Annotated in this window: 9 protein-coding genes and 2 pseudogenes; 5 read left to right on the top strand and 6 right to left on the bottom strand. The window is 73.0% G+C overall.

Going from position 1 to position 12,333, the window contains the following annotated elements; translation table 11 throughout:
- Positions 1-63: 63 nt before the first annotated feature.
- Complete coding sequence (locus RIU97_RS40420; RefSeq protein ID WP_404962485.1) at positions 64-306, bottom strand: protealysin inhibitor emfourin; 243 nt, start codon at positions 304-306, stop codon at positions 64-66.
- Between the two features lie 647 nt (positions 307-953).
- Here RIU97_RS40420 and RIU97_RS40415 point away from each other — a divergent pair.
- Positions 954-1,496, top strand: a complete 543-nt coding sequence (locus RIU97_RS40415; protein WP_404962484.1) for a GNAT family N-acetyltransferase — start codon at positions 954-956, stop codon at positions 1,494-1,496.
- Between the two features lie 136 nt (positions 1,497-1,632).
- Positions 1,633-2,652 (top strand): annotated as a pseudogene (locus RIU97_RS40410) (glycoside hydrolase family 26 protein); the annotation flags it as partial.
- A gap of 166 nt (positions 2,653-2,818) precedes the next feature.
- Here the strand turns inward: RIU97_RS40410 and RIU97_RS40405 are convergent.
- The 5 genes from RIU97_RS40405 to RIU97_RS40385 form a co-directional block, all read right to left on the bottom strand.
- Positions 2,819-3,667, bottom strand: a complete 849-nt coding sequence (locus RIU97_RS40405; protein ID WP_404962483.1) for a hypothetical protein — start codon at positions 3,665-3,667, stop codon at positions 2,819-2,821.
- A 29-nt stretch (positions 3,668-3,696) separates the two neighbouring features.
- A complete protein-coding gene (locus RIU97_RS40400) occupies positions 3,697-4,104 on the bottom strand; it encodes an FAD-dependent oxidoreductase (RefSeq protein WP_404962482.1) in 408 nt (135 codons plus the stop codon).
- A 188-nt stretch (positions 4,105-4,292) separates the two neighbouring features.
- Entirely contained in the window at positions 4,293-5,255 is a 963-nt protein-coding gene (locus tag RIU97_RS40395) for an FAD binding domain-containing protein (RefSeq protein WP_404962481.1), read from the bottom strand.
- The gene (locus RIU97_RS40390; protein ID WP_404962480.1) at positions 5,252-7,816 is read right to left on the bottom strand and encodes a molybdopterin-dependent oxidoreductase; all 2,565 of its coding nucleotides are present in this window, start codon (positions 7,814-7,816) and stop codon (positions 5,252-5,254) included. The genes RIU97_RS40395 and RIU97_RS40390 overlap by 4 nt, the downstream gene beginning before the upstream one ends.
- Before the next feature lie 422 nt (positions 7,817-8,238).
- Positions 8,239-9,918, bottom strand: coding sequence for a DUF885 domain-containing protein (locus tag RIU97_RS40385; RefSeq protein WP_404962479.1), 1,680 nt, complete (start codon positions 9,916-9,918; stop codon positions 8,239-8,241).
- A gap of 283 nt (positions 9,919-10,201) precedes the next feature.
- Here RIU97_RS40385 and RIU97_RS40380 point away from each other — a divergent pair, with 283 nt between their 5' ends.
- The 3 genes and pseudogenes from RIU97_RS40380 (at position 10,202) to RIU97_RS40370 (ending at position 12,330) form a co-directional block, all read left to right on the top strand.
- Positions 10,202-10,648: a hypothetical protein gene (locus RIU97_RS40380; RefSeq protein ID WP_404962478.1), complete on the top strand. Its 447-nt coding sequence runs from the start codon at positions 10,202-10,204 to the stop codon at positions 10,646-10,648.
- Positions 10,649-10,770: 122 nt separating this feature from the next.
- Positions 10,771-10,914, top strand: a pseudogene (locus RIU97_RS40375) (three-helix bundle dimerization domain-containing protein); the annotation flags it as partial.
- A gap of 354 nt (positions 10,915-11,268) precedes the next feature.
- Positions 11,269-12,330 (top strand): amidohydrolase family protein, encoded by a 1,062-nt coding sequence (locus RIU97_RS40370; protein WP_404963106.1) that lies wholly within the window; start codon positions 11,269-11,271, stop codon positions 12,328-12,330.
- Positions 12,331-12,333: the final 3 nt, after the last annotated feature.

The following is a 12,333-nucleotide window of genomic DNA, read 5'->3' as shown; positions in this document are numbered from 1 at the left end:
GGTCGGGACGGCCCCCTGGGGGCCGCGGCCTCGGTCGTGCCGAGCGCAGCCCCCTGCGGCCGGTCAGGCGCCTTCGTCCAGGACGGTGCGGATCAGCGCCCGCTGGGCGTCGGTCAGGTAGGTGTCCTGGAGATCGAGCACCTCGTCGTCAACGGTGATCCGGTAGTGATAGCCGTCGGCCACCGGCGCGACGGCCCGTTGCGCCAGGTCTTCCAGCTCCGCCGCGTCCGCGCGGTCCAACGTATTGAGGGCGCGGAGCTTCTCGTAGCCGGCGAAGCCTCCCGAGCGGGTGACAGTGATCAGCATGGCTGTTCCTCCCTGTTCCCAGTGGTGTCACTCGGCCTGCATGTCGCAGCCACTCCCGCGGATGCCCCGAACACCGGCCCTCTGTCACGGACCGGGGAACGGACGCTGCGAACGTCCGGAAAGCGCCGCTGCGTGGCCGGCTTGTCGGCAGCGGGCCGGATGCGGTGAGGCCGGAGGTGCGGGTGGGACGCGCCCGCTCCGAACTGCGGGGCCACTCACTCGATGAAGAGGCTCCGGCCGTGCGCGCTGGCGACCTGTCCGGTGAAGATCGCGTGCACGACCTCGCCGCCGCAGTTCGGGCCGGTCCATACCCCGGCCGTCCCGTTCGTGTAGTTGGAGACCTCCGACGGGGCGAAGTCTCCCAGCGGGAAGCAGCCGTTGGGGTCCCGGTTCGGCGCGTCGGTGACGAAAGGCGGCGACAGCCGAGGTCGGGCCGCGGTCGCAGTGGTGCTCGCGTCGCGGTACCGCCGCGCGTCTCACACGAACGGGTGCGGTACCGGCAGGGCGCGATGCTGCCCCGCTCGGGGACCGTGCCCGATGCGCCCGCCGGGCGGTGCTCTAGCTTGAGTTCGTGATCTTGCCCTCAGGGTGAGGGAGAGCCGTCGGGAGCGCGTGTGCACTCAGTGTGGGAGGCCGGGTTGAGCAGTGTGTCGTTCGAGCAGCTCGAATGTTCTGACGAGGTCATAAGGCAGTTGGATGCGGTAGTGCCTGTCTACCGGGAGGTCTATGCGGAGCCGCCGTACCACGAAGGCCCCCAGGACTCCGTCGACTTCCTCGCGCGTGCCCGTCGGCAAGCGGCACGGGACGGATTCCGCCTCGTCCTGGCGCGGGCCTCCGGCGAGGTCGCCGGGTTTGCGTACGGCTTCTGGCTTCCTGCGGATACCGGCTGGTGGAGCGCCATGCGGGAGCCCCTCGCGGATGCCTTCGTGAAAGAGACCGGCCGGAGGAGCTTCAACCTCGCCGAGCTCGCGGTGCGGAGGAAGTGGCGCAGGCAAGGCATCGCTGCGGAATTGCACCGGCGTCTCACTTCGGGTCTGGGGGCCGAGAGGGCCGTGCTCACGGTGCGGCCGGAGCCTGAGGCGGCGCCTGCACAGACGGCGTACGGCGCTTGGGGCTACCAGAACGTCGGCCGGGCTCAGCACGGGGACGCGTCCCCCGCGTACGACGTCATGGTGCTGCCCCTGCGCTGAGGAGCGGCCGCAGCGCGACCCCTTCGCCGAGGTCACGGCACGCCTGGGTGGCGGCCTTCACCCGGTCGGGCCAAGCGGTGGCGGCCGGCTGCCGCAAATGGCCCAGGATCCGGACACCAGACAGGCCGCGAATCGGATGAGATGTCTCACGTCACCGGCAGAACATCGGTTACTGGAGGCGGAGGTGTCATGTCCCATCGAGGCCGCTGGCTGGCGGGCGCCTGCACAAGTACGGTCGCGGCCGCCCCTGCTCGTCACCGGGAGCGCCCTCGCCCCACCGTCACGAGACGTTTCCCGTAGTGCTGGCGGGAGCGAGGTCGCCGTGGGCGCGTACCTCCACTACGGCTCGCCCGGCGTCGAGCGGATGCGGGGACTCTCGGGCTGGCTCGGGGGTACCGACCTGCGCGCCGGGCACACCTACCTGCCCGGCGACACCTGGTCGAACATCGAAGGGGCACCCGACTCCCTGCCCAGCTGGGCACGGTGGCGCAACGCGAGAGCCGATCGGCTGTTCGTCCTGAACGTGCCCATGCAGGAGCACAACGAGGGCGGCGTCCCCGACCGCCGGATCGCCGAGCTGATCCGCTCCGGCGCGCAGGGTGAGTACGACCACCACTTCCGGCGGCTGGCCGAGCGTCTGGTCGACCTCGGGGTGCCGGACACGGTGATCGTGCTCGGGTGGGAGATGAACGGCTTCAACTACACCCACCGATGCCGGCCCGACCCCGAGAACTGGAAGAGGTACTGGCGGCGCATCGTGGCTGCCATGCGCTCGGTGGAGGGGCAGCGCTTCCGTTTCGATTTCGCCCCCAACCGCGGCGGTGACGCGATCGCCTGGACCAGGTGCTACCCCGGTGACGACGTGGTCGACATCATCGGCATGGACTCCTACGACCAGCCGCCCGGCCACACCTTCGACGAGCAGGTCGACCAGCCCTACGGACTCCAGCAGCAGGTCGACTTCGCGAAGGCGCACGGCAAGCGGATTTCGTACCCCGAGTGGGGGCTGTTCCGGAACGGCGACAACCCCGAGTACATGCGGCGCATGCTGGCGTGGATCGCCGACCACGAGCCGCTCTACCACAGCATCACCGACTACTGCCCGCACGGCGTGTGGCAGTGCGGGCAGAACCCGCGCTCCGCACGGGTCTTCCGGGAGTGAGTTCCTGTCCACCGGGCAGGGCCGCGGTGGGCCTTCCGGCTTCGGCCGTGAGGACTACCGGGGTCGGCCGGAGCCGTGACGCGGAGTCCCCGGCCGGCGCCGGCTGCAGAGAGCGAGTGGGGTGGGAACCGGGAACCGGGAGCCCGGAGCGGCGAGCTCGTCACGACCCCGTTCGTGACAGGCGCGTCGCGGGTGGCACAGCCGCCCCGCGATGCTTGATGTTGACGACCGAAGCCTTGGCCACGGCCATGGGGTTCAGGAAGCGCAGCGGACTGATCAGGCGGGACGCGAACAGATGCATGTGACGCGCCGCCGATTCATCGCGCGCTGCCGCCGAGAACATCAGCCGCTCCAGGGGATTGAACGGACGGGCCGTGGCGAAGTCGGCGGCCAGGTACTGGTAGCCGCGCAGCCGGCGCCGGTGTCTGCGTTCGTACACCGTGAGCGACCGGTCGAGGTCTCCCCGGCCGGTCGCGGCCGGGGCGACCGCCTCCGCCAGCCATTGCGCGGACTGCAGGGCCCACCCGCATCCCACTCCCCACAGGGGGTCGCCGGTCAGGGCGGCGTCACCGATGAGCGCGACGCCCGGTGCGGTCGGCTTGCGGCTGTGCAGCGGGTAGTTGACGGCTCCGATGATCTTCGTGACGCGTTCGGCGGAGTCGATGGGCGGCGCCTCGGGCAGGGCACGGATGAAGGAGAGGAAGCTGCCCTCCAGGTCTTCCCGGAACGCAGGCAGCCGCTTCTTGTCCGGGAGCACGGCCATGACCGTCACCCCGTCGTCGTTGGGGAACGCGTACGCCATGTCGGGTTCGAGGAACCAGGTCTGGCCGATCCCGCCGTGCAGCGGGAGGTTGCGGAAGTGCGCGAGATAGCCGAACCGCGCGTTCTCGTACTGCTGAACCGGAACCTCGGCGAACTTCGCCACGGCCGAGTCCTTGCCGTCGGCGCCGACCACCAGGCGGGCCCGGATCTCACGCTCGCCCTGTGGGGTCGACGCGCGCACGCCCATGGTTCGTCCGCCTTCCCGGACCAGACCGGTCACCTGATGGCCGAGAGCAGATCGACGCCGGGGGTCTGCGCCGCACGGGACCTGATCAACGGGTCGAGGACGCTGCGCCGGATGTTGTACGCGTACGGCAGCTCGGGGCCCGCCTGGGCGGCCCTCGGCTCGATCCATCCCCAGCGGGTGTACCAGCGGGCCTCGTTGCGGACGGCTCCCGCCTTCTCGATGGCGGGGACGAGGCCGAGTTCGTCCAGCACCGGGTAGGCGTTGGCCGTGATGGAGTGGGTGCACAGCACTTTGTACGCGTCGGGGTCCGAGCGGCGTTCCAGCAGTGCGACGCGGACACCGCGTCGAGCGAGCAGGATCGCCACGGCGCTGCCGGCGAGGCTGGCTCCGCTGATGACGACGTCGTAGTCGTATCCCGCGCTCTCGGGCTTGATCATGTGCCGATCGCTCCCTTCGGGTGTGGTGCCGTTCATGGGAGTGGCACAGGGCCACAGCTGTCAGGCACATGACCAATCATAAGGAGATGCGGATCGGGTGATGTGTGAGGTGTGAGGTGTGATCAGGCTCGGCGGTTTCCTCCGTGCGTACGACCAGGGCGCCGTTCTCGAACCTCGCGCGGGAGGACCTAGCCGGCGACAGCCGGTCCGACGGCCTGTTCCAGGGCTTCCAGGACGGTGTCCCTGAACAGCGCGGCCTTGTAGCCGGTCTGCGGCAGGGGCCGACAGCGGGCGAGTACCGTCGCGGCGGCCGCGGCGAGGGCCGCGGGAGTGGCTTCACGGCCGATCAGGGCGGCTTCCACCTCCGTCAGCCGTAGCGGGACGCGCGCCACGCCGCCCGCCGCGACGGCGGCGTGCGTGATGGTGGAGCCGTCGAGTGCGACCCGGGCGGTCGCCTCGACCAGGGGCCATTCGGCATGCGCCCGGCTGATGGCCCGGTGGCAGGCGGCGCGTTCGCCGGGCAGGGGCGCCGGCAGGAGGACCGCGGTGAGGATGCGCTCCGGCGGCAGCAGGTGGTCCGCGTGGAAGAGCCGGTCCCCGTCCCCGTACAGGTCGGCGACGCCGCGCGGGGACTCGCCGTGGACCTCGGCCTCGGCATCGTAGGTGAGCAGGGCCATCGCAAGGGTCGACGGGTGCGGGGCGACACACGGGCCGGCGCCGCTGACCACGCCGAAGAGGTGGTCGCCCTCGCGCGCGGGGCAGCCGGTGCCGCCCTTCTGGAGGCAGCTGACGTGCGGATTGCGGTAGTACCAACAGCGGTTGCGCTGCAGCAGGTTGCCACCCAGGGTGCCGGCGGCGCGGATCTGCGGAGTGGCCGCGGTCCCAGCCGAACCCGCGAGGGCCGGCCAGCCGGCGCGCACCTGCGGATCGGCGGCCAGCGCGGCGAGGGTGGTCAGCGCGCCGATCCGCAGCCCGCCGCCGGGGAGCGGCGTGCAGCCGCGCAGGTGGCCGGCGCCGTCGAGGTCGGTGAACGGCCCCGGGGAGATGCCGCTGCGCTGCCGGGCGGTGGTGTCGGTGCCCCCGGCGCGCAGCTCCCCGCCATGGGCCAGGACGGCGGCCGAGAGGTCGGCGAGGGTGGGTTCGGTGCTCACGTACCCAGTCCTTCCAGGAGCCGGTCGGGGCGGATGGGCATGTCGTACGGGCGCCATCCGGTCGCGTCGTGGACGGCGTTGGCCAGGCACGCGGCGGTGGGCAGGGTCGAGATCTCGCCGAGACCGACGCCGCCGCCGGGGACGTGCTCGAAGCCCTCCTGATGGAAGTACACGGTGATCTCGGGGGTGTCGCCGATCCCGGGGATGCGGTAGTCCTCCAGGTTCTCGGTCAGCACCCGGCCGGTGGCCGGGTCGGTGCGCCGTTCCTCGTACAGCGCGTAGCCGATGCCCTGGACGACGGCGCCCTCGCACTGGCTGCGGGCCAGCCGGTCCTCGTGGATGCGGCCCGCGGCGATGCCGCTCCACACGCGCAGCGGGCGGATCCGGCCGAGGCGTGTGTCCACCTCGACCTCGGCGACCTGCACCGATCCGGTGAAGCCGCGGCCGATGGCGATACCGCCCAGGGTGAAGGGGGTGACGAAGCCCCGGCGGTCGCGGGGGCGCCGGCCGGTCGCCCGTACACCGTGCGCCGAGTCGAGGCGGGCTGCGACGTCACCGCCGCCGAGCGCCTCGCGCAGCCGGGCGGCGGCATCCGCGGCGGCGGGCGCGATGGAGGGCGTGGTGCGGCTGCCGCCGGAGGTGGGACCGTGCACGGCGTCGCTCTGGCCGACCTCGGCGCGCACCCTGTCCTCCGGTACGCCGAGGCCCTCGGCGACGGCCCGGCGCAGCACGGTCCGCGAACCCGTGCCCATGTCCTGCACGGCGCAGCGGGCGACGACGACTCCGCCCTCGACGGTGAGTTCGACCTCGGTGGCGGGATCGAGGAAGTACAGCCAGTTGGCCGCCGCGACGCCGACGCCGCGGCGGAACCGCCCGGTGCCGCCGCGGGGGCCCGCCCAGACCGGAAGGGTGGCGGCCCGGTCGTACAGGGCGTGCCGTTTGGGGTTGCCGTCCCAGCGGCGGCGCAGGGCGATCGGGTCCTGGCCGAGCCGGTGGGCCATCTCGTCGACGGCCTGCTCAAGGGCCCAGCACATCGTGGGTCCGCCCGGGCCGCGGAACGGGGCGCCCGGGGGCCGGTGGGTGACGGTGTCGAAGTCGCGGAGCCGGCGCGGGGCCTTGCCGTACATGAACCGGGCCAGTGACGCCACTGAGCCGCCCACCGAGACCCCGCCGTCGCTGTCGGCGTCCATGGCCAGCGCGCTCAGATCGCCGGCCGCGTCCGCGACCATCGCCAGCCGGATCCGGGCGCCGGGCCGGTATCCGCCGTCGGTGAGCTCCTCGTCCCTGTCCAGCGCCACCCGCACCGGGGCGCCGTGCAGCCGGGCCAGTTCCACCGCGGCGACGACGTCGGAGGTCAGGCCCATCTTGCAGCCGAAGCCGCCGCCCACGTGGACGGCCCTCGCGATCACCCGTTCGGCGGGTACACCGAAGCGCTCGGCGGCGAGCTCGGCCACGCGCTTCACCGACTGCGTGGACACGTCCAGGTAGAGGGTGCCGTCGATCCACTGGGCCAGGCAGGCGTGCGGTTCGAGCGGCGTATGGCTCTGCGCGGCCGTGGTGAACACGCCCTCCACCACCCGCTCGGGGTTCCGGCTGCGGGCCTCGGTGATACGGCGTACGGCCGTGGCCGGGCGCTTGCTCATGGCGGACGGGCCCCGCAGGTTGCCGCGCCAGCGGGCGGGCACCAGCTGGGGGGTCTCGCCGGACCCGGGCGCCCGCTTGCGCGCCGCCTTGTCCTCGTAGACCAGCGGGCCCTCGCCGGTCCGGGCCTGGCGTGCGTCGAGGGCCGCCGGCAGCACCTCGTAGTCCACCCTGACCTGCGCGGCGGCCGCCCGTGCGGAGGCCCGGTCCGGCGCCGCGACCGCCGCCACGGGCTGCCCGACGTACCGCACCACGCCGTCGGGGGGCAGCAGCGGCACCAGCGGGCGGTCTCCGGCCTCCAGGGAGCGTACGTGCGCGTGCGCGTGCGGCGAGCGGATGATCACCCCCTCCAGCAGCCCCTCGGGGCGCAGGTCCGTGGTGTACCGGGCCGATCCACCGGCCTTCTCCGGGGCCTCGGCGCGCGGAACCGCCGGCGCCTCGCCGCCGGTCGGCTCCGTGTCGTAGTCGCCGGCACAGGCCGCGGCCACCGCCCTGAAGATCCCCTCGTAGGCGCCGCAGCGGCACAGGTGGCCCGCCAGCGCGTCCGCGATCTGCTCCCGCCCCGGGCGGGTTCGGCCGTGCTCCGCCCGCCACCGCTCGAAGAACGCCGCCGCCTCGACCACGAACCCCGGGGTGCAGTAGCCGCACTGGAGGGCGTCCTCGCCGGCGAAGGCACGCGCCATCGGGTGGCCGGACAGGCCCTCGACCGTCGTCACCCGCCGGCCGGCCAGCACGACCGCCGGCGTCAGGCAGGCCACGCGGGGCTCACCGTCGACCTGGATCGTGCAGGCCCCGCACACCCCGCCCGCGCAGACCAGCTTGGTGCCGGTCAGACCCAGCCGGTCCCGCACCACCTCCACGGCGGCCGGGTCGTCGTCCACGTCCACCGCGCGCCGGGCGCCATTGACCTCGAACTCCACGAGACGTACTCCTCAGCCGTGGGGGCGGCGACCGTCGGGCCTCGCGCTCACCTTCACGCTCCTTGATATACCGCTCCCGTGGTGGGCGCAGGTCGGCGCGCGCCCGGCTGGGCCGTCTCTCTTCGGATCCTGACGGTCGAGCCCGCCGCGGGGAGCCGGCGGTGGCGTCCCGGATCACCGGCAGATGCGCGGCGTGGCCCGCGACCGGCCGGACGTCACTGCTCTCGCCGCAGCGCGGTGCAGCGGATGATCACCGGGCTGAGTTCGGGGGCCGTCAGGTGCGACCTGAGGCGGCGCAATGCCGTGGCGTGCTGACGGAGCCACTTGACGGCCGACCGTCGGTTCGCGGCCTGGCCGGGCCCGCATCCGGCGCCGACGCAGAGCCCGTCCAGCGCAGCCCACCGCTGGCCGCGCCCGGGCGCTCAGAGCCGGCCCAGTTCCTCCCTCAAGTCGTCCAGCCCCAGGGAGCCGAGCGACAGTGCGGCCATGTGCCACCGCTTGAGGTCGAAGTCCGCGCCCTGCTTCGCCCGGGCCGTCTCCCGGCCCTGCAACCAGGCCCGTTCGCCCAGCTTGTACGTGATCGACTGCGCCGGCCGGCCCAGGTAGCGGACGATCTCGCTGTCCAGGTACGCGGGCGGGCGGCCGGAGTAGCGGCCGAGGAACTCGCGGGCCAGGGCCGGGGTCCAGCGCTCGCCGGCGGCGAACGGCGAGTGCGCCGGGATGTCGAGCCGCAGGTGCATGCCGAGGTCGACGACGACCCGTAGTGCCCGCATCATCTGGGCGTCGAGGTGACCGAGCCGGTCCTGCGGCTCGCTGTAGAAGCCGAGTTCGTCCATGAGGCGCTCCGCGTACAGCGCCCAGCCCTCGGTGGTGGCGCTGATCTTGCCGACCTTCGTCTGGTAGTGGGAGAGGGATCCGGCGACGGCCGTCCAGTGCGCCAGCTGGAGGTGGTGGCCCGGCACCCCCTCGTGGTACCAGGTGGACACCAGATGGTGGGTCGGGAAGCGGGTCCGGCCGAGCGTCGGCAGCCAGGTGCGGCCCGGGCGGGAGAAGTCCAGCGAGGGCTGCGTGTAGTACGGGGCGGCCGCGCCGCCCGGCGGCGCGATACGGGACTCCACCCGCCGGACCGGCTCGGCCAGGTCGAAGTACGTCCCGTCCAGCGCCCCGACGGCCTCGTCCATGAACCCCTGCAGCCACAGCCGTGTCTCCTCCACGCCCTCGACGGCGCGGCCGTGCTGGTCGAGCCAGGCCAGGACCTCCCACGGGTCGTCCGCCCCGGGCCGGATCCGCCCGGCCTCGGCACGCATCTCGGCGAGCAGCCGGTGGAACTCCGACCAGCCGTACCCGTACGCCTCGCCCGGATCCACCTCGGCGCCGGTGTACGTGCGGGCGAAGCGGGCGTAGCGTTCGCTGCCCACCGCGTCCGGCTGGCCGTCGACCCGCCCGGCGTACACCTGGGCGAACCAGTCGCGCAGCTCGGCCACCGCCCCGGTGGCCATCCGCGCCGCCGTCTCGGCCTCCGTGCGCGGACGGCCCTCGGGGGCGTCGGCGGCCAGCCAGCCGAAGCCGCCCGCGCCCAGCCACTCGTTCAGCTGGGCGATGTTCTCGGCCACTTGACGCGGCGCAGCCAGCAGGCCTTGGCGTACGCCCGCGCCGAGTGACGCCCGGTAGCCGGCCAGGGCGGCGGGCACCGCGTGCAGGCGCCGCGCGACGGCCCGCCAGTCCTCTTCCGTGGCCACCGGCATCAGCGAGAAGACCTTGCGTACTTGGTGCAGCGGCGAGGAGAGGTTGTCGACCGCGCGCAGATGCTCACCGGCCTCGAACTGTGCCAGCTCCGCCCCGAGCCTCTCCTTCAGCAGGGTCGCGCACCGCCGTTCGACCGCGCTGTCCGCGCCCGGCGCCGACGCGGCGGCCGTGAGCTGCGCCAGGGTCGAGCGCGCGAGCTCGGCCAGGGCTTGCCGGCCGTCCGGCGAGAAGTCGGGGAGCGCGCCCGAAACGCCGGGCACCCCCAGGGCGGTGCCGACGATCGGATCGAGCTCGACCAGGGCATCGACGTAGGCGTCGGAGATCTGACGGGGCAGGGCGTCCGGTTGCTTCAGCACCCGGAGTGCCTGCCCGCCCCGAGCAGCGCCCAGTCCCGCCGCCCGCAGGATGACCGGTATCGGATCGTCCCTGGCCCGGATGTCCGGTGCAGCCGGATGGCGCGGGCGGCGCGCCTGACCAGCGGGGCCTCCCTGTTTCTGGGCTCCCCGGCCTCTGGTCGAAGCCGCCGATCAGGAGGCAGCTCATCGGAGCCTGGTGGGCGCGCCGCCGGCCGAGCCCGCCGGCCTTCGACGATCATGTGACCCGGCAGCCCCAGCGAGCAGCCGAACGGGAGCCCGGTCCGTGACCACAGTCGAACTTTCCCCGCGCCCGGCCACACCCCGCTGTCCGCAGGCCGCGCCCGCCCGCGAGCCCTGGCACCGGCGTCATCGTGTGCCGCTGATCGCCACGGGATCCGTGCTCCCGCTCTACGCCCTGTGGGCCACGGCCCTCGCGACCGGTGGCGGGGATCTCGCGGCGCAGGAGGCATGGGCGGGGTTCGTCGCCCGCCACCCCGGTGCCGTGTACAACCTCTCCTGGCACGGCGGACTGCACACCGGCTCCTACAGTCTCATCTCGCCTTATGTGATGGCGGCCTTCGGGGTGGTCCCCCTGACACTGGCGGGCGGCCTCGTGTCCAGCTGGCTGGCGGGGCGCATCTGTGCCCGCTGCGGCGTGGACCGGGCTCAGTGGCCCGCCCTGCTGGCGGCCTTCATGCGCGAGGCCTCCCGGCACCGCTTGGAAGCCTGACGGGTGAAGCACTCGCACGCGGCCCCGGGGCCGCGCAGTGCGGCGGAGGATCGGCTTCCGGGGTGAGGGCCGCATTGCGAGACTGAGCGAGGGCGATCCCCCAAGGCAGGCGGAGGTGCGCGATGGCGGAATCGGAGGATGCCCTCACCATGCGCCGTGTCGCGGAGCGCCTGATGAAGGCCCACCCCGAGCTGGACGCCGACCTGGTGGAGAGTTCCGTACGGACGGCGTACGCAGAGCTCCGGTACGCCCGTGTGCGGACCTACCTGCCGATCCTGTGGAGCGCAGGGCCAGGGACCTGCCGCCCGCTGACGAGCAGGAGGGTCGCCCTACTTGACGCTCGGCGGGCGAGCGCCCCCGGCCCCAACGGGCTCCGTGACTGGTGGCTGGTTCGGCCAGTTCGGGCAGGCGATCTCGCTCGGGAAGCGGCCGGAGGGTCGGCCTCTTGGCTGTCAGCGCCACGGCGGTACCTCTTCCAGTGGAGGTGGGGGGACGGACGCGCGCTCAACTCCGCGTCCCCGGTTCGCCCTCACCCGCGTACCCGCGGCCGTGCCTCCGTCGCGCCCCTCGCCGGTCCTTGGCGCGGCGCGTTCGCGGGTTCATCCCGTAGGTTCATCGTCATGATCATGCGGATACGTGGTGTCGCCCTGCCCGAGCGCGTCGAGCGGACGTTCTGGGTCGATGGGGATCGGTTGAGGACCGAGCCGCCTGCCGGGGCGGCGTCGAAGCGGGTCGAGACGGTGGTGGATGGCGGCTGGCTCTTGCCGGGGCTGGTCGACGTCCATACGCATCCGGGGGCTGAGAGCCCTGATGACCGGTTCGACGAGGCCTTGCTGCGGAAGCATTTGACGGCGCACCGTGACGCCGGGGTGCTTCTGGTCCGGACGCCGGGAACCGCAGACCGGATGCCCGGCTGGGTGGACACGGAGGCCGGTCTGCCCCGCGTCCGATCGGCGGGCCGGTGGCTCGCGACTCCCGGCCGGTTCTTCCCCGGGGCGGGACGGGACGTCCGCGAGGACGAACTGGCCGGGGCCGCGGTCGAGGAAGCCACAGCTTCGTCCGGCTGGTGCAAGGTGATCGGCGACTGGCGATGGGACGAGCCTGCCGTACCCCTGGACGTGCTGAAGGAGACCGTTGACGCCGTGCATGCCGTCGGTGGGCGGGTCGCAGTGCACTGCCAGACCAGCGAGGGCTCGCGCAACGCCGTCCTGGCCGGAGCCGACAGCCTCGAGCACGGCATGCACTTGGACCCGGAGCTCCTGGACCAGATGGCCGCCCAGGGGACCGCGTACGTACCGACGCTCACGGCCTTCGCCGGAAGTGCCGAGGACTGGCGAGGGCGCGAGCCCAGCGCGCGGCGCTCCCACTGGCTCGACGGCTGGCAGGGAATGATCGACAACGTTCGCACGGCGCACGAAGCCGGGGTCATCGTCCTCGCCGGTACGGACAGTTTCCCCTGCGGCACGGTGGCCACGGAGTCCCAGTGGCTCCTGCGGGCGGGAATGCCGGCCGAAGACGCTCTGGGGGCCGCCTCATGGACCGCCCGGAGCTGGCTCGGGCTGCCCGGTCTGGTCGACGGAGCGCCCGCCGATCTCATCGCCTATGACGAAGACCCCGCGGCCGAACCCGGCATCCTCGGGCAACCGAAGCGGGTGATCCTGCGGGGGCGGGTACTGCGCTGACAT

The organism is Streptomyces sp. 147326, assembly GCF_045000215.1.
GTDB lineage: Bacteria > Actinomycetota > Actinomycetes > Streptomycetales > Streptomycetaceae > Streptomyces.
The sequence above is the reverse complement of the archived record's forward strand: the minus strand, read 5'-3'. Positions and strand labels throughout refer to the sequence as shown.

Bases quoted from the DNA above. Each gene is read 5' to 3' on its own strand.
- RIU97_RS40420 (WP_404962485.1), bottom strand. From the start codon at position 306: ATGCTGATCACTGTCACCCGCTCGGGAGGCTTCGCCGGCTACGAGAAG.
- RIU97_RS40370 (WP_404963106.1), top strand. From the start codon at position 11,269: ATGATCATGCGGATACGTGGTGTCGCCCTGCCCGAGCGCGTCGAGCGG.
- RIU97_RS40405 (WP_404962483.1), bottom strand. From the start codon at position 3,667: ATGGGCGTGCGCGCGTCGACCCCACAGGGCGAGCGTGAGATCCGGGCC.
- RIU97_RS40400 (WP_404962482.1), bottom strand. From the start codon at position 4,104: ATGATCAAGCCCGAGAGCGCGGGATACGACTACGACGTCGTCATCAGC.